Origin of the sequence: Chitinophaga barathri, from assembly GCF_003807585.1 — a bacterium.
Classification (GTDB): Bacteria; Bacteroidota; Bacteroidia; order Chitinophagales; family Chitinophagaceae; genus Chitinophaga; species Chitinophaga barathri.
On the sequence record NZ_RMBX01000017.1, the window covers coordinates 51,100 to 75,538 of the forward strand.

Sequence of the window (24,439 nt, forward strand, 5' to 3'; positions counted from 1 at the left end):
TTCTTACCTGTAATTCCCTCTAAACATTCATGATCTGTCATTCCCATTTTCCCTATACTTTCATTATCTTTGCGCAAATTTTTGAAGAAATGGCTTTGCAAGCAGGAATTGTAGGATTACCCAATGTAGGAAAGTCCACTTTGTTTAATGCGGTTTCCAACAGCGCGAAAGCGGAAGCAAGTAACTACCGCTTTTGTACGATAGAACCGAACGTAGGCCTGGTGGACGTACCGGATGAGCGTATTTCCAAGCTTGAAGAGCTGGTGAAGCCCAACCGGACCGTGCCTACTGTCATCGAGTTCGTGGACATTGCCGGCCTCGTAAAGGGCGCCAGCAAGGGAGACGGGCTGGGTAACAAGTTCCTTGGCAACATCCGCGAGGTGGACGCCATTGTGCATGTGATCCGCTGTTTTGAAGACGAAAATATCCTCCGCGACGAAGGGGACATCAATCCCGTAAGCGACAAGGAGATCATTGATACGGAACTGCAGCTGAAGGACCTGGAAAGCGTGGAAAAGAAAATAGCCCGTACCGAAAAGATGGCTAAAACCGGCGGCGATCCCAAAGCCAAAGCCGAGTTTGAAGTGCTGAAACGCTGCAAGGAACACCTCGAAAAAGGTAAAAATATCCGCGAACTGGGTCTGGCGAAAGAAGAAGAAACCGCTATCGCGGACCTCTTCCTGCTCACGTCCAAACCCGTGCTGTATGTAGCGAACGTGGACGAAGCGTCCCTGCACACGGGCAACAAATACTCCAAAGCGCTGGAAGAAGCCGTGAAGGCCGAAAGAGCTGAGGTGATCGTGATGAACAACTCCATTGAAGCGCAGATATCCGAACTGGAAGATCCCGCGGACAAAGAACTGTTCTTCTCCGAATACGGCCTCACAGAGCCGGGCCTGCACCGCCTGATCCGCTCCGCCTACAAACTGCTGGACCTGATCACCTACTTCACCGCAGGTGTCCAGGAAGTACGCGCCTGGACCATCCACAAAGGCTGGAAAGCCCCGCAGGCCGCCAGCGTGATCCATACCGATTTTGAAAAAGGATTCATCAAAGCGGAAGTGATCGCTTATGATGATTATGTAAAATATGGCTCCGAAGCAGGTGCCCGCGACAACGGCCGCCTGCGTATTGAAGGAAAGGAGTACGTGGTAAACGATGGTGATGTGATGCACTTCCGTTTTAACGTGTAAAGATACCCATGAGCAATCATGAGGGTTACAACAAAATAGAAGGCCCCGGTGTAAAACCGGGGCCTTCGCTATTATATATTATGGCAAAGAGACGGCTATCGTAAAAGCTCGTCAAAAGTAAGACTGATGTAATAAATACCGCCTATCATCGGGTTGCCGTAGGAGGTGTTGTAATAGTGGTTCAGCAGGTTGGAACCGCCGAGCTTGATAGTGGCTTTGGCGGTAGGTACCCTGTAGCTGATCTGCGCGTCCAGCGTGCTGAAGGCGGGGATGTCTCCCACGGCGAAGGTGGAATTCCACTGGTAGCTGTCCTGCCAGCGGTAGCTGATATTAAAACCAAGGTTCTTGTACACGTTCCTGTTGCCGAAACCGAGGTTCACACGGTATTTCGGGGTATTGAAGTCGTTGTACAGGCTCACGGGCTGCTTGGTCATATCGTTATAAGACACGTTGCCGCTGATGTTCCAGGTGTTCACTACATAATCCAGGCCCAGCGCCCAGCCCTGTGTAACTACCTGCTCGGGGTTGTTGTCCACGGTGGAGAATATCCTCGGGGCGGCAAGGCCGGCGGGCGTTCCGTCAGGGCTTTGTATCAGCACGATCGTATTGATGAAGTCTTTGTAACTGTTGTAATAATAATACGCGTCGATCAGCAGCCTGTTCTTAATCAGGCCACGGTAACCGATCTCATACGCCTGTACCTTTTCCGGTTTGAACTCGGTGGGCGTGTATTGTTTCAGGTCAGCAGGATTGCCGGTCTGCTGGAAACGCTGTACGCTGGCCTGTGTATATCCTTTATTGGTGTTCAGGTTGTATTTGTTCAGCAGTTCGGGCAGGCCGCCTATCTGGCGGGTATTTGCCCTTACTTCCAGGTCAATGTACTGGTTCTGCGTGGTGGGGTTGCGGAAGCCGGTCTGGTAGGAGAGACGGATGTTGTTGTCTTTCGCAACGGTGAACACGCCGGTGAAACGGGGTGTGAAGCGGCCCTCGAAGTTTTCATTCTTGTCAAAACGCATGGAGGCCGTCAGTTTGATGCGGTCTTTCACCAGCTTTTTGCCCACCTGGAGGAACGCGCCGTATTCGTCTATTTTGATATCGCGGTTGGCGTCGTCAAAGATGGTGCCGCCGGAGTTCAGATCGTAGCGGCGGTAAGACGCGCCGGCCTGCAATTCGAATATCTTCACGAGATGGCTGAAGTTGTACATGCCCTCGTAGTGGTAAAGATTGGTTTTATCGTCAAAGCGGGCGCCGTTTTTGCCGGCTCCCACGCCAATGTATTTATTGGAGATGGTATCCTTTGCGGTCTGGAACTGCGGGGAGCCCGGTGTAAAACGGCCTACATCCGCTGCATTTCTGGCGGCGGCATGAGCTGCTGCATCATCCAGGCCGGCACCTCTTGCGCCAACATAATTACCCACATACTGCGGGAACCAGGCGGTGCTGGGTTTCCAGCCTTCATTGATCAGGGAAGCCAGCGCCGTGGCGTTGTAGGCTTCGCCGGAGCGTTCCTGCGTGGTATAGCCGCGCAGGAAGAAGTTCTTGCCTTTCAGTTCCAGTTTATATTGCCCGAGGTTGAAGTTGCGGAGGGAATAACGGTCTGTGCCGGTATACACGCTGGTGCCCATGCCCCAGTTGCCCTGTACGATGGCTTCCAGCTCTGAATTGAAGCGGTAATGGAAAGCCGCGCCGGTACGGAGGCTTTTGGTATCGTAATCCACGAGGTCCGACTCGCGGTAGCCGGTGCGGGATACGCTCTGGTTCGGGATAATGCCACCCTGCAGGCCCAGGAAGAAGGGTCTTACGTTGGGATTGGTGGTCTGGAAATTCAGTATCTCAGCCGGGGTTGGGGCCCTGCCCGCCGTTGCGGTGAACTGCTGAATGAAGGCATTGGTGCCTACAGCCACGGCCGAGTTGGCCACGGAGCGCATATTGGCGTTGATCTCGTCACCATAAACGTTTACGCCGTCGTAGTTCGGGTCGGAGCCGTGGTTGAAGCCGTTCTTTTTGGTGAGGTTCAGCCTGTCGAAGTTCGTGGAGTCCGCGGCCCACCAGTCGTTTGCCTGGAGGTAACCCACGGTCACTTTAAAGGCGAACTTGCCGAAGGACTTGGCATACCGCGCGTTGATCTCGGGGATAAAGCCGGAAGAGCCACGTGCGGAGGGGCCTACATTATTCATAGCGGCTTTCAGCTGGAGGCTGAGGCCCTGGTAGTCGTAAGGGTTTTTGCTGGTCATCAGCAGCGTACCGTTGATGCCACCCGCGCCATACAGCGCGGAAGAAGCGCCGGGCAGCAGTTCCACGCTTTCCACATCCAGGTCGGAGATACCCACGATGTTGCCCACGGAGAAGTTGAGGCCGGGGGCCTGGTTGTCCATACCGTCTATGAACTGGTTGAAGCGGGTATTACCATTGGCATTGAAGCCGCGGGTGGTGATGGAGCGGAAAGTGAGGCTTTGCACACTGCTTTCCACGCCTTTGAAGTTCGTAATGGCGTCGTAGAAGCTGAGGGTGGGGGTTTCTTTGATGGCCCTGGTGCTCAGCTTTTCGATGGACACGGGGGATTCCATGATGCTTTCCGCCACGCGGCTGGCGGATACAACTACTTCCTGGCCAAGGATCTCGGTGGAGGCCAGTTGTATATTCACGCTGGCGGAAGCGTCCTGTACGCTTATTTCCTGCGTTTTGAAACCTACATAAGTGAACACGAGGGTGACAGGCAGGGATCTGGTGGTCTTGACAGTGAATTCACCGTTGTTGTTGGTAACCGCTCCCGTGGCTGCGCCTTTCACAGACACCGTTACGCCCGGCAGGGCCTGGCTGGTGGTTGCGTTTACTACAGTTCCGGAAATGGTGTGCTGGGTCTGACCATAGGTTAAATGTCCAAGCAGCAGGAGCACTACAATGAGCCAACGATGCTTTTGTCGAGTTAATTTCATAAAGTGAGAATTTGATGATAGGATCGGCAGTCTTAGATTGAGTTAATGCTGGATTTGAGTTAATTATTGATTGTAAAGGACTAAAAAAGGTACAAGCGTTTTTGGTTGTTATTGGTATGACGGTATCAGTTGTATTATAGAGAGAAGTTACATATTTTTTAGAATACCAACAATTTTTCTATTAAAGAATAGGTTAATACTTGATGCGTTGGAGGGCCTGTCTATCAGGGTTTTCAGTGCGGGCGCGCGCAGGCCCGGGAATGGGTCCGGAACCGCTGCAAACCGGTTGGTATTTCCACCATGATCTTCACCGGTGGCCGTAGGGAAGACGAGTGGGAACGTCATGCCGTGTTTCATCGGGAATGTCAGGCCTTGTCCAGGAATTCCGCCAGTATGCGCCCGATCTTTTCAAATTCGATCAGGAAGCCATCATGGCCGTAGGGGGAGTCTATTTCGTGGTACAGGGTATTGTGCATGTGTTGTGCCAGCAGCAGCTGCTCTTCGGGAGGGCAGAGGATGTCGCTGGTGATGCCGATCAGCAGGGTTTTCTGTTCTATCTGGCGCAGGGTGGTGGCTACGTCCCCATGGCGGCCGCGGGCAATGTTGTGACTGTCCATGGCTTTGGTGAGCAGCCAGTAGCTTTGGGCATTGAACCGTTTCACCAGTTTTTCGCCCTGGTATTCAATATAGGAGGATGCTTTGAAACCGTCGGTTTTTTCCTTGTCCGGGTCCGTCTGGGTGGCCATAAAGGTTTTGTAGTTGCGGTAAGTGAGCATCCCGATGGCCCTTGCAGCCTTGAGGCCGGCGGCGCCGGCGTCTTTGCGGGGTTGCTCCCATGTGCTGTCCGCCTCAATGGCCAGCCTTTGGGAAGTATGTACCGCAATGCCCCAGGCGCTTTCGGCAGCCCCGGTGCAGAGCAGGAACAGCCGCCCGATACGTTCCGGCTCGGTCAATGCCCATTCCAGCACCTGGTAGCCGCCCATGGAGCCGCCTACCAGCAGGTGGATGTGGTCTATATTAAGGTGTTTGCGGAGCAGCATGTGCGCATGCACGATGTCGCGGATGGTGACCTGTGGGAAATCGCGGTACCAGCGCTGCCCGTCGTAGGAGTCATCACCTTCGTCGTTCAGTTCGGAGGTATTGAAGTCCGGCAGCAGTTCGCTCAGTACGGCGCCTTTTTTCCTTTTGGGATAATGAGCCGCCCGGTTGATGGAAAGCGGCCCCGAGCTGCCGTAGCAGGAGCCGAGGATATTGGCGCAGACAATAAAATATTTAGCGGGGTCGATCACTCTTCCTTCGCCCACCAGCCCCTGCCACCAGTCCGCCACGTCTGAATTGGCGGTGAGGGCATGACAGATCCATACCACATTATCGGCATGTTTGTTCAGGGTCCCGTAAGTATGAAATGTAATGTCGATGCCGGGTAAAACCTCCCCGGATTCCAGTGTAAATGGCTGGTTGTTATGATGGGTCTGTGCTGACAACGTCCTCTCTATAATTTCCGCAAACTTACAAAAGCCCTCCCGATTTTCCTATCCGCTTTTACGAACTCCATTTGTCACCTGCATGTTATTACATGTAAAGAATTATCTTTGTTTGTCGGGTTTACTCCTAATTTTGTATAAAATATCAGCACCAAATATGAAGATCGCTTTAAAACGTATAGACGACGGGTTTAACATGGAAGCGGTGGACGAACAGGGCCACAAGGTATTAATGGATTCCTCCGTGGAGAACGGCGGTAAGAACAACGGCGTGCGCCCCATGCAGATGCTGCTGATGGGCCTGGGCGGTTGCTCCGCCATAGACGTGGTGATGATCCTGAAAAAACAGCGCCAGGAGATCACAGACTTCCGCATTGAGGTGGAAGCCGAGCGCGAAAAAGGCAAAGAGCCTTCCCTCTGGGAAAAAGCGCATATTATCTTTCATCTCAGTGGCAAAATTGATCCGGACAAAGCGGCCCGCGCCGTGGAATTGTCCATGAACAAATACTGCTCCGTGGCCGAAACGCTCCGCCAGGGCAAAACCCAGCTGACCTGGGAAGTAAAACTGAACGCCTGATCCAAGTCCAGATAATACAATGAAGAAAAGAGAGAATAAGCCAACGTGGCACGCGGAAACGCAGGCCATCAGGATACAATCGGAAAGAACATCACACATGGAGCACAGTGGCCCGATGTACCTTACATCGAGTTTCTGTTATGACGATGCCGAAGCCATGCGCGCCGCCTTTGCGGACGAAACGGACGCATTTATCTACACCCGTTTCAGCAATCCTACCGTAGAAGAGTTTATAGACCGTATGCGCGCGCTGGAAGGCGCCGAAGCCGGCTTTGCCACCGCTTCGGGCATGAGCGCCGTATTTGCCAGTTTTATGGCTTTCCTCAAAACGGGAGACCACCTGGTAAGCTCTTCTTCCATATTCGGCTCCACCCACACCGTTATTACCAAGTTCCTGCCCAAATGGGGAATTGAACATAGTTATTTCGATCTCACCAAACCCGAGACCGTAGAGGCGCTGATAAAGCCCAATACGAAAATGATCTTCGTGGAAACGCCTTCCAATCCCGGGCTGGACCTGGTGGACCTGGAGGTGCTGGCGCAGATCGCGAAAAAACACAAGGTGATCCTGAACGTGGACAACTGTTTTGCCACCCCGGCATTGCAGCGGCCCATCGAACTGGGTGTGGACCTGGTGACGCATTCCGCCACCAAGTGGATAGACGGCCAGGGCAGGGTACTCGGCGGCATCGTATTGGGCCGCAAGGAACTGGTGGACGAAGTGTATGCCTTTTGCCGCAGCACCGGCCCCAGCATGAGCCCTTTCAACGCCTGGGTGCTGAGCCGCAGCCTGGAAACCCTGCATGTGCGCATGGAGCGCCACTCCGCCAGCGCATTGAAGCTGGCGCAGGCACTGGAAACCAATGGCCACCTGGAATGGGTGAAATATCCCTTCCTGCCCAGCCACCCGCAGTATGCCATTGCGCAGAAACAAATGCTGGCGGGCGGCGGTATCGTATGTTTTGAGCTGAAAGGCGGATTGGAAAGAGGCCAGCGTTTCCTGGATAAACTGGAGCTGCTGAGCCTCACGGCGAACCTGGGGGACAGCCGCAGCATCGCTTCCCACCCGGCCAGCACCACCCACGCCAAACTGAGCGAGGCGGAAAGGGTGAAGGTAGGCATCACGCCCGGCCTGATCCGTATTTCCGTAGGGCTGGAGCATGTGGACGATATCATCCGGGATATCACGCAGGCGCTGGAAAACAGCAAATAATACGACGGGAACGTACACAATGATAACCAGCTACGGCTGAAACAATAATTCTCCGTGTTCTTCTGAAGTGATGCGGGTTAATTGCGAAGAATACCTTAATTTTCTTCCTGATTACCCTGCATCACTTTTTTAATTGGGCTTATGCGTTTTGTACTTGCTCTGATCCTCACTATTATACTCGGTTACATCCTCGGGCTCTTCCTGGACTGGTGGAGCATCTCCCTTGCGGCATTTATCGTAGCGCTTTTCTGGCAGCAGTCTCCCGGCCGCGCCTTTGGCAGCGGCTTCCTGGCGGTATTCCTGCTCTGGGGCACGCTGGCGCTGGTAATAGACGTGCGGAACGAACATATCCTGTCCGCCCGCATGAGCGAGCTCATCCTGAAAACCGGCCTTCCCGTGGTCATGATCCTCATCACAGGCGTGATAGGAGGCCTCGTAGGCGGTGTAAGCGCGCTTTCCGCCAGCGTCTTAAGACCGGCGAAAAGATCAAGATAAACAATGTTAAAATTGCCCTAAAACGGCACCGGGGGCCTATAACGTTTATAGGTATCCGTTACTTTTACCATATGACCAAATATCTACCCTTATCTATTTTAATCCTGTTTGTCTTACCAGCCCATGCCGCTTTGATCCGGGGCACCGTTACCAGCAACAAAGGCGAGCCGCTGCCGTTCGCCACCGTCATGATCAAAGGCACCACGCAGGGCACCACCGCCAACGCCGAAGGCGCTTACCAGCTTGATATACCGCAGGGCAGCCACGTGATCGTATGCCAGTACATGGGCTACCGCAAGGAAGAAAAAACCGTACGGGCCGGCGACGCCACGCAGGAGCTGAATTTCGTGCTGCAACCCCTCAGTATGCAGATCAAAGAAGTAGTGGTGAAATCCGGCGGGGAAGATCCTGCCTACGCCATTATCCGCCAGGCGATAAAAAAACGTTCCTTTTACCAGTCGCAGGTAAAGAATTACACCGTGGAATCTTACATCAAGATGCTCGCCAGGCTGCGGTCCGTGCCCAAACGCGTGTTTGGCCAGAAGATCGATAAAGAAGAGATTGGCGTGGATTCCACCGGCAAAGGCATCGTATCGCTTTCAGAATCCGTTACAAAAATATCCTACCGAGCGCCGGATATGAAGCTGGATGTGCTTTCCAGCAGGCAGAGCGGGGGAGGGCTGGGTTTCAGCATTCCCATGATGATCAGTTTTTATGACAACAATGTGGAAGCCGTAACCTCCCAGCTGGGGCCGCGCGGTTTTATCTCGCCCATATCGGAGAATGCATTGTTCTATTACAAATACAGGCTGGAAGGCACTTTTATGGACGACAACAAACTCGTCAATAAAATAAAAGTGATCCCCCGCCGCAAATATGAACCGGTATTCGCCGGGTATATCTTTATTACGGAAGATGACTGGCGGATCCACAGCACGGACCTGATGCTTACCAAGGAATACCAGCTGGAGCTGCTGGACACGCTGGTGATCAGGCAGACGCATGTGCCGGTGAACGCGGATGTGTGGCGTACGAAGGACCAGGTAGTGTATGTAGCCACCAAACTTTTCGGCTTCGATGTCGTGGCCAATTCCGTGAACGTATATTCCAATTATAACCTGAGCCCCGTTTTCCCGAAAGGATATTTTAACAAGGTGGTGATGAAGTATGAAAAAAACGCGGAGTTCAGGGGGATCAACTACTGGGACAGCATCCGCCCCGTGCCGCTGGAAGTGGAAGAGCAAAAGGATTTCAGGGTGAAAGACAGCACCGCGCAGGCCCGCAGGGATTCCGCCAAATCGAAATATCATCTTGATTCGCTCAGGGCAAAACCGCAGCCGGTAAAACCGACCGCGATACTGTTCGGCGGATGGGGCCATACCTGGTACTTCCAGCGGAACAGCGACTCCACTATTTCCTCCCACCGCTTTAATATGGGCTCGCTCATCAGGGGGCTGAGTTACAACACGGTAGAAGGCGTTTCTTTGTATATCACACCCAGCGTGGTATTCAGCCTTCCCAATAAAAGGACGCTGGGCTGGCATAACAATATCCGTTACGGTTTTAACAATACTCACCTGAATGCCTACACGTCACTGGTCTATGCCGGCAGCGGGGAAGGGGAGTACGGCACGCGCAACGTATGGAACCTTTCGGGCGGCAAACGTATCACGCAATTCAACAGAGGTGAGCCTATCGGCCCAATTATGAACTCGTTGTACACGCTGCTGCTGAAAGAGAATTATATGAAACTCTATGAGAGCTGGTTTGGCAGCCTGAACTTCAACCGCAACTTTGAAAGCACCTTTTCATTCGGCCTGGGTGTGACTTACGAAAACCGCCGGCCGGTGGAGAATACCACGGATTTTGTATTGTTCAAGAACGCGGATAAAACCTTTACGCCCAATCACCCGGAGGAGCTGGCAAACATCCCGTTCGTCCGGGAAGAGGTGTTGTCTATCGGCGGCAGCCTGAGTTACCAGCCAGGGCAGCGCTTTATCGAGTACCCGAACCGCAAGGTGGCCATGGGCTCCAAATACCCGACCTTCACCGCGTCCTACCGCAAGGGCCTGCTGGATGCGGACTTTGATAAATGGAACATCGGCATAACGGACAACATGAATTTCAAACTGTTCGGCGAGCTGCGTTATCATTTCACAGGAGGCGGTTTCCTGAACAATAAAAAAGTGAGCATTCCCGATATGCAGCACTTCAACGGCAACCAGACTTTCCTGAACATCCGTTACCTGAACAGCTTCCAGCTGGCGCCGTATTACCAGTACAGCACCACCGCGAATCTTTACGGCACCGCGAATGTGGAACATCACTTCAATGGTTTGCTCACCAACCGCATCCCGTTGTTCAACCGCCTGAAATGGCACCTGGTGGCTGGCTCTAATGCATTTTATGTGAACAGGGACAATAACTATGTGGAGGTGTTTGCGGGCCTGGAGAATATCTTCAAAGTGCTCCGGGTGGATGTAGTGGCCGGTTATCAAAGCCAGGCGGATACGCGTATCGGTGTAAGGCTGGGTTTTGGCGGGCTGCTGGGCAGTGCGTTCAGGTTCGAATAAGGAACTCGTCTTCAATCAAAATGCCGGAAGGGTTGGATAAACCACCTCCGGCATTTTTGTTTATTTCATCCGCTGAAATGCGGTGTGTATGTTATTCAGTTTGTTTATTTCCGTCTTCTTTTGAAGCAGAATTCCTCCTGCGTTTGCGTTTGTTGAACAGCATCAGGCCTTTATCAATTCCTTTGCGCAGCTCGGCCTGCTGCTCTTCCGGCAGCGCCAGCACTTCCGTGCAGGCATCGCTGCAGCATCCGTTATATTTCGCTGCGCATTTTTCACATTGGATAAACAAAAGGTGACAGCCTTCGTTCGCACAATTGGTATGGGTGTCGCAGGGCTCGCCGCATTGGTGGCACTGGCTGATGATCTCTTCGGAGATACGCTCGCCGAGGCGATCGTCGAATACGAAGTTTTTACCCTTGAACTTGTTGGGCAGGCCCATTTCCCGCGCTTTGTTCGTATACTCAATGATCCCGCCTTCCAGGTGGAACACATTTTTGAACCCCTGGTGGAGCATGTAAGCGGAGGCTTTTTCGCAGCGGATGCCGCCGGTGCAATACATGATGATGTTTTTGTCCTTCTGGTCCTTCATCATGTCCACGGCCATGGGCAGCTGCTCCCGGAAAGTGTCCGAGGGTACTTCCAGCGCCTGGTCGAAGTGGCCCACCTCAAATTCATAATGATTGCGCATGTCTATCACCACGGTGTCCGGGTCGTCCGTCAGGCGGTTAAATTCTTCCGCGTTTACGTATTTCCCCCGGTTATCCATGCCAAAAGCGGGGTCCGTGATGCCGTCCGCCACGATCTTTTCCCGCACTTTGATCTTTAAAACCCAGAAAGACCTGCCATTGTCATCCACGGCAACGTTCAGGCGGATATCTTTTAAGAAGGGAATGGTGTCCAGGTGTTGACGGAATGCTACAAAATGTTGTTCGGGGATGCTCACCTGGGCATTTATACCCTCATGCGCCACATAGATCCTTCCGAAAACGCCGAGTTGAAAGAGGGCCTCGTAAAGACTATCCCGGAAGGCCCGGGGGGCTGCTATTTTGGCGTACTGATAAAAGGAAACAGTAACGCGTTTGAATGTTTCTTCCGCCAGCTTTTGCTTAAGCTCTGTGGCAGACAATCTGTTATGTAAAACCATGTTTGAATTTTAAGGACCAACGCCGGTGGAACAAAATTCCTGACATAGCACATCCGTGTTATGACGCCGCAAATTTACGATAAATTTTTTTGAGTCAGTTTACCCCTCAGGCAAAAGTATTGGGAATCAAAACACATAAATCAATTAATTCATTTATAGCTGTTTCACATACGAACCGGCATTAACAAACATGGCACGCTTTTGGAAAATAGGGAAGTAGAGTAGGACAAGACCCCGTGAGGACAGTCACTTAAATACCCCTAAAAGCACCTATATGAATGTGTATACGTATTATTTCGTCGCCGCTATTGTTGCCCTTTGGTTATACCGGCTCGCGGCCTATCACTTCGGTGGAAATGATCAGAAGGCGAAAAGCTCAGAAGCAAGAAGCAATCGGAGAAGAGGAGGCCGGTATTGATCTGAAAATTTTTACATCTGGCAAGCAAAGATAAAAAGCTGTCCGGCAAGAGAAGCCGGGCGGCTTTTTGTCTTTTAAAGGGCGGCCCTCACCGTTTCAGGAACCTGTTGTGCAGGATCTTTTCCATGACTTCGTCCTTCAGGTTACGGCTGATAGGGATGTGATGGCCGCCGATGATCAGTTCATTGCCCTCGATGCTTTCTATTTTGTCCAGCGCCACAATAAATGACTTGTGTACTTTCAGGAAACGTTCCCCGGGCAGGTATTCCTCCACTCCGTTAAACGTCAGGTAGGTGATGTATTTCCGCGTAGGGGTATGGATGGCCACATAATTCTGCAGCGCTTCCGTGTACAACACTTCCGCTAAAGCTATCTTTTCCAGTTTATTATCGCATTTGATAAAAAAGTACTCCGCCGTTTCCTTTTTCAGCAGGGTTTTGGCTTTGTTCACGGCTTTGAGGAACCGTTCGAAAGACACTGGTTTCAGCAGGTAGTCGAACACGTCCAGCTCAAAACTTTCCACGGCATAATCCGCATAAGCGGTGGTGAGTATCACCAGGGGATGCTGCGGCAGGGTGCGCAGCAGTTCCAGCCCGGTCATGCGGGGCATTTGAATATCGAGGAACAGGATGTCCACCTGTTCTTTATGCAGGAAATCCACCGCTTTGATGGCGGAATCGCATTCGCCCGCCAGATCCAGGAAACTGACGTCCGCGATATATTCTTTGAGCCCTTTGCGGGCCAGTGGCTCATCGTCCACTACGAGGCACCGGAGGTTCATACCTGAAGCGTTAAGGTGACGGAATAGGTGTCCGGCTCGGTGCGGATCACCAGTGAATGTTTGCCATTATACAACAATTCCAGTCTTCTTTTCACATTGGCCAGGCCGATACCCCCGTTTCCCGCGGCGGGTTTGGGCTCGCGGGTATTGTGCACGCGGAAGCGGAACTCGCCGTCATGACGCTCCATTATAATATGGATTGAATTGGCGCCGTGATGGGATACGTGTTTGAAGGCGTTTTCCACGAAGGGGATGAGCAGCAGCGGTGCAATGGCAAAGTCTTTCACCCCCGGGGAATGTTCGAACACGATATCGTACTGTTCCCCGTGCCGCAGCCGCTGGATGGCCACGTAGCTGCGGAGGTACTGGATCTCCCTGGCAATGTCCACCCGTTCGGTATTACATTCATACAGCTGGTAACGCAGCAGCCCGGAGAACTGCATCAGCGTGTCCCGGGCTTCGCGGTTGTCTTTGTCTATCAGGAAATAAATGGTATTGAGGGAGTTGAACAGCGAGTGCGGGTTGATCTGGGAGCGGAGGAACTGCAGTTCCTGTTCGGCCCCGGCGCGGAGGGCGCCTTGCAGGCGGTGGAGCGTCCTGAGCTGGTCGATATAGAATTTGATGCCCGCGGCCGCGCCCACCATAAAAAAGAGGGGGATATACACATCGTAGAGCTGTGAATTCAGCGTGGCATTGGGCCAGTGGGTGATGGTGGAGGCGTAGGGCCGGAGTATCAGGTTCAGCACTTTGATTACGGCAAAGCCGGTAACGGCCACCAGGGCGGTAAAACTGAGAAAAAAGGCGATGTACCGCCTGGTGTAGAGGTATTTCGGGATCAGCACGTAATTGGTAAAATAGACCGCTCCCGCCAGGGACAGCACTTTGAGGAGACCAGCCAGCACGGTGGGCGTGAGGTCCGGGTAATCGTCTATCCGCAATGTGATCCACACCACAAAGAATGCGGCCCAGAACAGGATATGATGCAGCCGCCAGTTGTAGATCTTTTTCAGGAAGTTCATACCGTAATTTAAATGTACGGCATTTGGCGGATACCTGTATTACATGAAAAGTTGGATCGGCTTGACGAATGGGGGGCCTGACGGGACAAAAACAAAGGCAACCATTTTACTGATTGCCTTTCACAAGGATGACGGGTTACGGCCCGCCCTCTACAGTTAATTCATCATGACGGATTCAGAATTTTAATCAATATCCGGAGAACTGTGCCCAATCCTGAGACAGCCAGTAAGCGCCGGATGCATCAAGTGCACCACCTTTCCAGGTTACGGTGTCGAAAGAGAATACGCCGCTGCAGGCAACCGGAGACAGACCGCAGAAACGAACCGGGAGAGTAGCCGGTGTAGCTGACGGAGCCAGTGCTTCGATCAGCGGATCGAAATAATCCAGCATGCCGCTGGTCAGGAACGGTGAGTTCAGACCGATGTTTGACGGGTTGGCGGCAATAACAGCGCTGCTGTGACGGGGAGAAACGTTCAGGTACTCGATAGCGCCTGTAGTTTCAACAACGTCGTTAAAGATGTAGGTGCTGTCTGGGGCTGAACGGCAGGTATCTTTATCCAGGCCGGCGTTATTGGCGTGTCCACCTTCCAGGGTGATGCCAGCTAAGGGGTAACCGTAAATGATGCTGTTACGGAACACTACATGGCTGTTTCCCTTGATACGCGCACCATAAGGAGCGGGCTGGAAGTAGGAGTTTCAGCACCTACGATGGTCATGTTGGAGATCACAGGACGGGTGTGACAAACAGATTCAGGGATGATCACAGTACCGGTGCCACCGTCTGATTCGATACCGTTGGAGTTGTTGTTCGCATAAGCGACCGCAGGGTCGATGATAGACACCAGGAACTGCAGGGAACCGCGATAACCGAAGTCGAAATCGAACTGGTCATCGTGGTTGGCTACCGCCAGGAGGTATTTAGCATTTACGTTGCCACCGAAGAACTCGAAACCATCATCAGCCCCATAATAGGTCGCAATATGGTCCAGTTTGGTGCCGCAACCTACGCCACCCAGGGTCAGGCCGTTCAGCTCATTACCTTGGCTGATCACAGCGCCGGCGTACTCGATACGCACATAGCTGAATATACCAGAGGTGGCATCGGCAGTAGTACCACCATAAGTGTAAGTCACACCTGGAGGAGCAGCTGTAATACCTTCGATTTGTGCAGTACCTGTGGGAGTGCAAATTTTAGCATTACCTAAGATCACAACACCACCCCAATCGCCCGGTACGGGAGAAGTTTCGTTGGAAGTGAATACGATCGGGCAGGTTTCAGTACCCTGTGCGTTGATCTGTGCGCCGGTGGTGATGATCAGCCCAGAAGCCTGTGCAGGTGTGCTTTTTTTAACACCTTTAATAACGGTGCCGGGTTCAATGGTGAGGGTACCGTTTTTTACCCAGGTTTTACCATCCAGCAGGTAGATAGTATCGTTGGACAGGGTGCGGTTTCCGCTAATGATTTCCGGCAGGTCAACAGGGCCAAAGGCACCGGTGCAGGGAGTGTTGATGGTACCGGCAGTCAGTCCGCGGTCATCAGCACCTGCTACTTCTTTTTCTTTTTTACAAGCCGTTGCAAATACACCGGCTGCGAGGGCAATTAACAAAACATGTTTTTTCATAAAAGTGTTTTAAAAAGCAGTTAACTTATCGGTTTTATCATGATGAATGAACTGTGGATTTTCGCATTGCTACAAGGTCCACGTTGTTTGCCCTGCTGTATTCCAACCCTTTTAATAAGTGTTTAAGATGATGATATTGGGCGGTTGTCTCTTAGGCCGGTGCAGCATAGCAGCAGATACAAAAAACAAAGGCAACCATTTTACTGATTGCCTTTCACAAGGATGGCTAACATGGACAAAGAGGGTTTTTACTTACCAACGAGTTTGGAATAAGGGCTGGTCATGAAATTTGTTTCTTCGTGCGGCGGGAGCATCGGCTTCACCCCACTTGAGGATGGTAGTCACTATTTTAAAATTGGGGAGGCCGTTTGAAGCCTTGGTACTGGTGGCGCTCATGGTTTCTGTATAACCGATGGCATTGGCCAGTACGGTGCTGGTAATGGAGATATCCTGCACCATTTCGCCCGTTTGGGCATTGATGATCTGGAAAAGGAAATAAGTATTTCTGCCGTAGGTATCCATTTTCAGATCAAGATAGGAAGAGAATTCCGAGCGTTTTACAACCAGTTCGGCAACGGAAGGTTGTTCGTATGTAAAAGGCCTTACGTTTGGATTGCCACGGTAAAAGATCATCTTAATGGAATCGGGGAGTTTGGGATCAGAGTAATAGTATCTGATCTTTGTATTGCTCCTGTCGGCCGGGTCAGCTTCTTCGCTACCACCACTATTACCTTTCATTATCTGGGGCCTGTCTGTGGGGTCAATGGCCAGGAGTTGCAAGGTAGTTTTACCACTTATTTCAAAAGTAGTGTCCAGCACGGTGCTGTCCGTTTCATTTACCTTCAGCACCAGTCTTTTCATGCCTTTAGTGCTGCCGGAAAGTACTTTGGTAACCAGGTTGTAGGGGGCGCTGCCATACATCAGGCTGTCTGTCAGCTTCTCGCCTTCTACTTCAACGCGGTATGCGGTGAGGTTGTTCGGAGTGTAAAACCATTTGAGGGTGACTTCGAAATATTCAGGAGAAGTAAGCAACTCGCCTTTTTTCTGGCAGGAAGCAAATAAAATGATGGTTAGCAGTGTAAAAATCGTTTTGTTCATATTTGTATTTTATTTAAATAGAGGACGGGTTACGGCCCGCCCTCTTCAGTTAATTCATCATGACGGATTTAAATCTTATTAATATCCTGAGAATTGTAACCAGGAATCACTCAGCCAGTAGTTACCAGCTGCGTCAAGTGCACCACCTTTCCAGGATACGGTGTTGAATGAGAATACAGTGCTGCATGCAACAGGAGACAGGCCACAGAAACGACCCGGGAGCGTAGCCGGTGTAGTTGAGGGGGCCAGTAATTGAGAGAACGAATCAAAGTAGTCTGACATAGTGGTAGAGAAAGGACCATTCAGACCAATGTTACCCGGGTTAGCGGCGATTGCTGCGCTGCTGTGACGGGGTGATACGTTCAGATACTCGGTAGTGCCTGAAGTTTCTACGATATCATCGAAGATGTAAGTGCTATCTACAGCAGAGCGGCAGGTATCGTTTGCAGTACCGGCGTTGCTTGCTATTGAATGTGCAGATTCCAGGGTGATACCAGCTGCAGGATAGCCAGTAATGATGCTGTTACGGAATACGATATGGCTGTTTACTCTAACGCGAGCACCATACAGGAGCGGGCTGGTAGTAGAACCTTCAGCACCTACAATGGTCATGTTGGAAATAACAGGGCGTGTATGACAAATCCTTTCAGGATTTGTTACTACAGTGCCGCCATCTGATTCGATACCGTTTGAGTTGTTGGCTGCATATGCAGCAGCAGGGTCAATGATAGACACCAGGAACTGCAGGGAACCGCGATAACCGAAGTCGAAGTCGAACTGGTCATCGTTGTTGGCTACTGCCAGGAGGTATTTAGCATTTACGTTGCCACCGAAGAATTCGAAGCCATCGTCAGCACCGTAATAAGTAGCAACGTGGTCCAGTTTGGTGCCGCAACCTACGCCACCCAGGGTCAGGCCGTTCAGCTCATTACCTTCGATGATCACAGCGCCGGCATACTCGATACGCACATAGCTGAATACACCAGATGTCGCATCGGCAGTAGTACCTCCATAAGTGTAAGTCACACCTGCGGGAGCAGCGGTAATACCTTCGATTTGTGCAGTACCTGAGGGAGTGCAAATTTCAGCATTACCTAAGATCACAACACCACCCCAGTCGCCAGGGGCAGGTGTAGCTTCGTTAGAAGTGAATACGATCGGACAGGTTTCAGTACCCTGCGCGTTGATCAGTGCGCCAGTAGTAACGATCAGCGCAGACGCGTCGGCTGCGGTAGCTTTTTTTACACCTCTGATAACAGTACCGGGTTCAATGGTGAGGGTACCGTTTTTTACCCAGGTTTTACCATCCAGCAGGTAGATAGTATCGTTGGACAGGGTGCGGTTTCCGCTAATGATTTCCGGCAGGTCAACAGGGCCAAAGGCACCGGTGCAGGGAGTGTTGATGGTACCGGCAGTCAGTCCGCGGTCATCAGCACCTGATGCTTCTTTTTCTTTTTTACAAGCCGTTGCAAATACACCGGCTGCGAGGGCAATCAACAAAACATGTTTTTTCATAAAAGTGTTTTAAAAAGCAGTTAACTTGTCGGGTTTTATCATGATGAATGAACTGTGGGTTTTCGCATTGCTACAGGCGGTAGCTAATGGTGAATGTAAAAGCGGTACCTCTTTTCGTACGTTTCAATTTCCAGTCTGAATCCGGGTTATATCCCATGCCTTTCGGGTCATCTACATTACTGAGACCTGAAGGGGAAGTGGGTGGGTTAGCTTCAGGTACTTTATTGAAATAATCTATATAGTATTGGTTCAGCAGATCGCTTACATTAAAACGTATCTCCATTTTCTGCTTCAGCAGGCGCGCGCTCAGCTGAAGATCGATCACATCGCGCGGGTTTTCGTAGATATCGTCATAATCATCTATCCCGGCAAATAACACGCGGCGGCCGATGCGGTTGTACGTAACGTTTGCGCCGATGATATTACCCTGGTAAGAAAGCCCGCCGTTGATGATGTAAGGGGACAATCCCTGCAAAGGCCTGGTGCGTATGGTAGCAGCGGAATCCATGCTCGGATCGTAAGGGATGCTCTGCGCTTCCGCTCTCAGTTTCTTTTCATTGTAGCTCACCTTGCTCTCCATGATCGTGAAGTTCGCGCTCAGGAAAAGATTCTTCCAGAAGTTGGATGTTTTTTTGATAAAGGAGAAAGAGTGGCGGTAATCCAGTTCCAGCCCTCTATTCTCAGCGTCTTCCAGATTAAAGTAGAAAACGGAATATTTGTTGTCGGCCATCTGGTTGTTCACCGTCTCCACCGGTTTTTTGTATTTTTTATAGAAAGCGGTCACAGACAGTATCTCTACCGGGCTTGGGTACCATTCAAAACGAAGGTCCACGTTGTTTGCCCTGCTGTATTCCAACCCTTTGGCACCGATCACGGTCTGGCGAAGGCGCAGGTCGTAATACACGAAGCTGGCGCGCTCTCTGAAGTCCGGTCTTGCGAGCGTTTTGCTGTAAGCCGCTCTCACATTGATCTTCGGGGTGAGGTTATAAATGATGTTCAACGAAGGCAGCCAGTCAGATTCGCGGTAGGTCACCGTGGTGTCCAGCAGGTTGGCGCTCTGAGCGTCCGCGAAGGAAGCGAAATTGTGCACCCGCATCATATTGTTCTCATACCTTATACCAGCTATAATGTGCAGTTTTTCCAGCGGCTGAAGATCGGCCATCAGGTAGGCGGCATGCAGGTTTTGTGTGCCGTCGTAATAATCCGCCGCGCTCACGCCGGTAGCGGATACGGGTTTGTAATAAAGCAGGCCCGCCCCGAAATTCTCCGGTGTATAGATTTCATAATCCGCTCTGCCGAAACCGATGGAATCGGCTATCTGTGTGCCTCTTGGCGCTCTTTCAACCGTGGTTGGGATCAATGTGGCCTGCTCGTAGGTAGCCTTTCGAAAGGTGCCCCAGTAGCCGGTCTTGATCTTCTGTGCCAGTTCACCTACTTTGAAGGGAATGGTAAAATCCCCCCCGATATTCTGCTTCTTTTCTTCCAGTGCGTAGGTGAATACCCCGCCTTCGTTGATGTTCGACGCATCGGAGCGGAGTACATCCCAGCGGAGTCTTTGTTTTCCGGAAGCCTCGTCAAAATCCTCTATCTGCGCCTGTGAATAAATCGTGTGCGGCTGTTCTTTATTTACTTTGGCATGGTCCGCAAACCAATTGAATTTGATACCGCCTTTGCTGAGCAGATGTTCGCCTTCCAGCCTTGTCTGGAAAAGGTCGCCGGTTTCCAGGAGGGATATATATTCCCGCTGTGTGCCAAAACGTCCTTTATCGGTGGCATTCTGCACGATGTTGTCGTGGTGGAAACGGCGGTTAAAGATATTACGCCATACCAGCTTGTGTTTTTTAGTCTGGTAAGCAATGTTGCCAATGGCACCGACAGAGGTGATGAACTGGTATTCGTGCGCTGTGTCCACGATAGTTGGGCTTGCGCGGAACCAGGCGTCATAGTTCTCAATGTTCTCTTCATGGCGGTAAGTGCCGGCCAGTACCAGTCCCAGTGTTCTGCCTTCACCTACTTCCTTGCTGCCACCCAGGGAAAGCTGGTATTGCTGCATGGGTTTGGCGGTGTATTTATGCAGACCGTAGAAGTTCGGCACCTTCGCATTCATGGCGTTGATGGTGGCGCGGTCATTGTCGACTATTGCCGCCTGGTAACCAGCAGGTTTCCATTCTTTGTTGAACCAGCGGCGTTCATCGCCCGCGGCGCCCCAATAGTCGCTATTCAGGCGGCGGGTGCTGTAGAAGTCCTTGCCGGTGCTGTTGTTGTTCCATCCGGTACCTGCCTGGAACAGGATAAAATTCTGCCTCGGTATATCGATCGTGTTCACCTGCACAAGGCCGCCCGTGAATTCGCCGGGCATATCCGCAGTGGCGGTTTTGTTCACCACTACATTGTCTATGAGGTTGCTCGGCACGATATCAAAAGAAAAGTTGCGGCGGTTGGGTTCGGAGCTGGGCAGTGAAGATCCGTTCAGCAGCACGTTGTTATACCTTTCACTCATGCCCCTTACTACCACAAATTTATTGTCCTGTACGGTGAGGCCGCTGATGCGTTTTAACACCTGCGCCACGTTGTTGTCCGGTGTACGGCGGATCTGTTCCGCGCTGATGCCGTCGCTGAGGGCGATGTTGTTCCGCTGGCGGGCATACAGCGCAGAGAGTGTTTCTCTCTGGGCCGTGCCTACCACTTCCACGCCTTTCAGCGTGCCTTTGGCCAGGGATAAAGTGATGTCCAGGGTTACCACCTGTCCTGTGGTGATATTCACCTGCGTGATCTTTTTATTATTGTAACCGACAGAGCTGATCTCCAGTGTATAGCTGCCTGTGGGGAGTTCGAGTATATATTGTCCTTTTACGTCGGTAACGGTGCCTTTGCTGCCGGTGCGCACGGTGGCGCCAATGATGGGCTCGCCGGTCTTTTCGTCCAGCAGGGTGCCGGCTACTTTGCCGGTGTTCACGCGGGCGGGCGTTTCCTGTTTTTTCCGGATAATGATCATCCGGCCGTCCAGCTGGTAACTGTAATGTGTTTGCTGCAGGGCGGATTTTAAAATTTCTTCGGTGGTAGCCTGTTGTAAATGAAGGCTTACTTTGTCCTGGAGGTTCACTTCATCTTTGAAATAATTCACGGCATAGCCGGTTTGTGCTTCAAGAAAATCAAATACTTCCTTTAATGGTGCGTGCGTAAATATTGCATCCATTCTCTTTTCTGTTGGTTGAGCGCTGACCCTGAATCCTGATATGAGGGTGAACAGCATCAAAGCGAGACATAACATTCCCACGCCCTTCCTGATCAAGGGCATCTGTAAAGTTTTTTTCATTCGTACAATTTATTTTATAAGGGAGGTTTTATTTTTGAGATGAGCGTATATAAACAACAGAATCTTTTACCGTATATCTGAACTGCCCCATTTTTCCCAGTACTCTCACGATCTCATTCACCTTCATGTGTTTGAAGGTAGCTTTCACTGGCCTGTCTAATAAGTGTTCATCGTCCGTGCGGAACTCAAAACCATATGCATAATGCAGCCGGCGGAGCACGTCACGGAGTGGCACATCATCGAAATAAAATTCTTTCCTGATCCAACCATCGTGTTTGCTTCTATTTTCCCGCATACTCAGCAAGCGCCCTTTTTTCTCAAAGGTGCCCATGGTGCCGGGCGTAAGTATTAGTTCATGGGGTGTTCCCGTGAGCTGCATTGCCACTTTACCGGATTGTACGGCTACCGTAGCAATGTGCTCTTCCGGGTAACTGCGCATATTGAAGGACGTGCCGAGTACATTTACCCGTACAGCGTCCATTTCCACCGAAAATGGCTTGGTTGGGTCATGGGCTACTACTACAAATGCCTCCCCTTTCACCAGCCTGATACGCCTCCCGTCTTTATCGAATTGCTCCGGTATCTGCAGGGTAGTGGCGCCGTTCAGGTAGATCCTGGATTCATCGGCCAGTGTGATCACCCTGTTTTCTCCTTCTGAAGTGGAATAGGTATTCCATCTCGCCAGGTCGTTAACGGTTTCTGTGGCGGGGCGCTGTTTTTCGTAAGCCCAGTAAAGCGAGCCCGTAAGCAGTAATGCCACTGCCGCGCAGGCGGCTCTCCATATGTAAATATGTAAAACCGGGGTGTGGCGTTTCCCGGTGACTTTGGTATATACTCTATCCAGTTCCCTTTGGCTGACGGGCGCGGGCACTGTTTCCTGCCATTCAGCCTCCGGGTATATCTCCAGCAGCTCGTCTTCCGTAGCGGTCCCGAGCGTCTGCAGCAGCCATTCTTCCTGCTGCCGGTCCAGCCCGCCGGCTGCCATTTGTTTGAGATAAGATCGGATCAATTGTGTGTCCATACCAATAACACGCATCTGAGGGTGGGCAACAGACAAATTTTGTATTACCAAAATGTTAACTCAGGTAAACAGCCTGATAAGCAGGATTACATACAATGTTTTTACATCCAGACGGCTGCGGAGGATATGTTTGATCTCGCGGATGTAACGCTCCACCGTCTTCACGGATATACCTTCTTTCTCTGCTATCTGGCGGTAGGTGAGGCCTCCGTCCCAGTGCAGGCGGAAACATCTTTGTTTGTCCATTTGGATATTGCTGAGGGTTTGTTCATACACCTGGATATACTCTTTCTGTTGGATCCTTTCCGAAGCGGATTCTTCCTGGGCATGTTCTTCTTCGCTGGATTCGCGGAGCACTACCGTCTTCCGGGTCTTTGCGCTACGGAAATAGGAAATGATGGTATGACGCACGATGGTGAACAGGTACGGGTCTGTGTTCAGGGAATGATCCAGGGTATCCCACTTATTCCATAGTTTAATATATACTTCCTGTGCGATATCGTCCACATGCAGGTTGGTGTCCAGCACATTGGCCAGGTAAGCCTTTACCCGCGGGTAGCTGGCATCGAAGTACCGGCGGAAAGCAATGTCCTGTTCTGTAGGCGTCATAATAATTCAGATTAATGAATGATAACGGGAGAAGCGTGCCTGGCCTGTTCTGTCGCGGCATCATATATTAATTTGACGGGCACGCGCCTGAGCTGTACGGGAGGGGCAGGTGGCATATGCTCGTAAATAAGCCCTAAAGCGGCGGCTGTCAGCGGTTCGTTTGTTGTACCCAATTCCGCCAGCGGCAGGGTGGCCAGCTCGGTGATACGGTGCTGCGGCACCAGCCCGTTGCTGTAATCCCCCTGGTTACTGGCATTAAATAATTTATATACGGTTGGCTGGATCTGCCACGGGGCCTGTTGCATCAGAAATGCGGCTTCGTCTTTTCCCATTGTGGTTTCTCCTATTTGTATCACCTGCAGGTAAGGTTTAAGATTGTTGATAATAAGCTCTGCCGCAGATACGGTGCCTTTGGTGGTAAGGATAAATACCCGCTGCAGATTAAGCTGTACGGTTTGCAGCTGGCTGTAATTCCTGCCCACTGCATTGCCTGATGTATTCAGCACGGCTTGTAAGGTTCTCGGGGCCTTTCCCAACTTTGCATTGCCCGCGTATATCGCGTAATTGTCCGTTGCTTTGAGGCCCGAAGCGATCATGGCCGCCAGTTTTGCGCTGCTGGCCACACTGCCGCCCGCATTATAACGCAGGTCTAAGATAAGCTCATTTACGCCGGCATTCCGTAATTTTTGAAAAGCGGTTATCAGGCGCGAATCGTATGCTTCGTTGAAGGAACCGTAATAAAGATACCCGGTGATTTTCCTGTTCTCCGTAAAACTGCGCGTATACAACACGCCCTCTTCCATTCCAAAGTCAGCGGCCAGGCTTTTTTCCGCACCGGGGGTCAGCACGCCATTGTCCCATACCGCGGGCGTGATCCGCAGGGGCGTAGCGCCGTGCCCGTTCATCCGGGTGTTCACCGCCTCCAGGTTCTGCGCCGTCACCGCGTTGCCGTCCACTTTTATAAAACAGCTGCCCCGTACCAATCCCGCCTTTGCCGCCGCGCTGCCCTGGTTCACAAACGTCGCTACACCCACGAGCCCGTCGGTGTAGCCGGGCAGGGAAATAAACGCGTAATGAAGCCCGTAGCTGAAATAAGCATTGCCCGGCGGCAATATGGTCCTTGCATCGCTGATCCAGGAAAAACGGTCCTGCGGAACCAGCAGGCTGCTGAAAAAATCCGGCGGGGATAAGGTATAGTCCGGGTGGTTGGGAAGATGATCGGACCAGTAATAATACCGTTTCATGCTGTCCAGCACCCATTTGTTCACCCGGCCGATGCTGTCGGTGGGCATGAAAGGCGCATCTTGCTTATTACAGGCGGTAAGCCCGGGCAGGAGTAGATAACAAGCAATGCAATACAAAACAAGCCGCTTCACAGGGTGGAAAGTTTAAGTAAAAATTACCAAGTTTTGGACGATAAACAA

Annotated in this window: 18 protein-coding genes; 5 read left to right on the forward strand and 13 right to left on the reverse strand. The window is 51.5% G+C overall.

The features are described 5' to 3' along the window. Positions 1-89 precede the first annotated feature (89 nt). Positions 90-1,193, forward strand: a complete 1,104-nt coding sequence (gene ychF, locus EG028_RS25930; protein ID WP_120516030.1) for a redox-regulated ATPase YchF — start codon at positions 90-92, stop codon at positions 1,191-1,193. A gap of 95 nt (positions 1,194-1,288) precedes the next feature. Here the strand turns inward: ychF and EG028_RS25935 are convergent, their stop codons facing one another. Continuing rightward, positions 1,289-4,129 carry a TonB-dependent receptor gene (locus EG028_RS25935; protein WP_120515971.1) on the reverse strand — a complete coding sequence of 947 codons (2,841 nt, stop codon included), beginning with the start codon at positions 4,127-4,129 and terminating at the stop codon, positions 1,289-1,291. 365 nt (positions 4,130-4,494) lie between these two features. Continuing rightward, positions 4,495-5,613 carry a homoserine O-acetyltransferase family protein gene (locus EG028_RS25940; protein WP_120515969.1) on the reverse strand — a complete coding sequence of 373 codons (1,119 nt, stop codon included), beginning with the start codon at positions 5,611-5,613 and terminating at the stop codon, positions 4,495-4,497. A 157-nt stretch (positions 5,614-5,770) separates the two neighbouring features. On the opposite strand from EG028_RS25940, the gene EG028_RS25945 reads away from it, so the two are divergent. The 4 genes from EG028_RS25945 to EG028_RS25960 all read left to right on the forward strand — a co-directional run bounded on the left by EG028_RS25945 (position 5,771) and on the right by EG028_RS25960 (position 10,471). Further along, the gene (locus tag EG028_RS25945; protein WP_120515968.1) at positions 5,771-6,190 is read left to right on the forward strand and encodes an OsmC family protein; all 420 of its coding nucleotides are present in this window, start codon (positions 5,771-5,773) and stop codon (positions 6,188-6,190) included. A gap of 19 nt (positions 6,191-6,209) precedes the next feature. Then, positions 6,210-7,403, forward strand: coding sequence for a trans-sulfuration enzyme family protein (locus EG028_RS25950; protein WP_120515967.1), 1,194 nt, complete (start codon positions 6,210-6,212; stop codon positions 7,401-7,403). A 141-nt stretch (positions 7,404-7,544) separates the two neighbouring features. After that, positions 7,545-7,898 carry a hypothetical protein gene (locus EG028_RS25955; RefSeq protein ID WP_120515966.1) on the forward strand — a complete coding sequence of 118 codons (354 nt, stop codon included), beginning with the start codon at positions 7,545-7,547 and terminating at the stop codon, positions 7,896-7,898. 71 nt (positions 7,899-7,969) lie between these two features. Next, on the forward strand, positions 7,970-10,471 hold the full coding sequence (locus EG028_RS25960) for a DUF5686 and carboxypeptidase regulatory-like domain-containing protein (protein ID WP_120515965.1): 2,502 nt from the start codon (positions 7,970-7,972) through the stop codon (positions 10,469-10,471). Positions 10,472-10,562: 91 nt separating this feature from the next. Here the strand turns inward: EG028_RS25960 and trhO are convergent, their stop codons facing one another. The 11 genes from trhO to EG028_RS26015 all read right to left on the reverse strand — a co-directional run bounded on the left by trhO (position 10,563) and on the right by EG028_RS26015 (position 24,307). Further along, complete coding sequence (gene trhO / locus EG028_RS25965) at positions 10,563-11,615, reverse strand: oxygen-dependent tRNA uridine(34) hydroxylase TrhO (protein WP_120515964.1); 1,053 nt, start codon at positions 11,613-11,615, stop codon at positions 10,563-10,565. Positions 11,616-12,121: 506 nt separating this feature from the next. Continuing rightward, entirely contained in the window at positions 12,122-12,814 is a 693-nt protein-coding gene (locus tag EG028_RS25970) for a LytR/AlgR family response regulator transcription factor (RefSeq protein ID WP_120515963.1), read from the reverse strand. After that, complete coding sequence (locus tag EG028_RS25975) at positions 12,811-13,833, reverse strand: sensor histidine kinase (protein WP_120515962.1); 1,023 nt, start codon at positions 13,831-13,833, stop codon at positions 12,811-12,813. Before EG028_RS25975 ends, EG028_RS25970 begins: the two co-directional genes overlap by 4 nt. A gap of 187 nt (positions 13,834-14,020) precedes the next feature. Then, positions 14,021-14,473: a hypothetical protein gene (locus EG028_RS25980; RefSeq protein WP_120515961.1), complete on the reverse strand. Its 453-nt coding sequence runs from the start codon at positions 14,471-14,473 to the stop codon at positions 14,021-14,023. Beyond that, complete coding sequence (locus tag EG028_RS25985; protein WP_120515960.1) at positions 14,473-15,456, reverse strand: hypothetical protein; 984 nt, start codon at positions 15,454-15,456, stop codon at positions 14,473-14,475. The genes EG028_RS25980 and EG028_RS25985 overlap by 1 nt, the downstream gene beginning before the upstream one ends. A 252-nt stretch (positions 15,457-15,708) precedes the next feature. Further along, positions 15,709-16,554 (reverse strand): hypothetical protein, encoded by an 846-nt coding sequence (locus EG028_RS25990; RefSeq protein ID WP_120515959.1) that lies wholly within the window; start codon positions 16,552-16,554, stop codon positions 15,709-15,711. Between the two features lie 78 nt (positions 16,555-16,632). After that, positions 16,633-18,069, reverse strand: a complete 1,437-nt coding sequence (locus EG028_RS25995; protein WP_120515958.1) for a hypothetical protein — start codon at positions 18,067-18,069, stop codon at positions 16,633-16,635. 70 nt (positions 18,070-18,139) lie between these two features. Continuing rightward, a complete protein-coding gene (locus tag EG028_RS26000) occupies positions 18,140-21,385 on the reverse strand; it encodes a TonB-dependent receptor (RefSeq protein ID WP_120515957.1) in 3,246 nt (1,081 codons plus the stop codon). 28 nt (positions 21,386-21,413) lie between these two features. Continuing rightward, positions 21,414-22,406, reverse strand: a complete 993-nt coding sequence (locus EG028_RS26005; RefSeq protein ID WP_162946376.1) for a FecR family protein — start codon at positions 22,404-22,406, stop codon at positions 21,414-21,416. A gap of 60 nt (positions 22,407-22,466) precedes the next feature. Further along, on the reverse strand, positions 22,467-23,015 hold the full coding sequence (locus tag EG028_RS26010) for an RNA polymerase sigma factor (protein WP_120515955.1): 549 nt from the start codon (positions 23,013-23,015) through the stop codon (positions 22,467-22,469). Between the two features lie 11 nt (positions 23,016-23,026). Next, positions 23,027-24,307 carry a S41 family peptidase gene (locus EG028_RS26015; protein ID WP_123864798.1) on the reverse strand — a complete coding sequence of 427 codons (1,281 nt, stop codon included), beginning with the start codon at positions 24,305-24,307 and terminating at the stop codon, positions 23,027-23,029. Between the last annotated feature and the right edge of the window lie 132 nt (positions 24,308-24,439).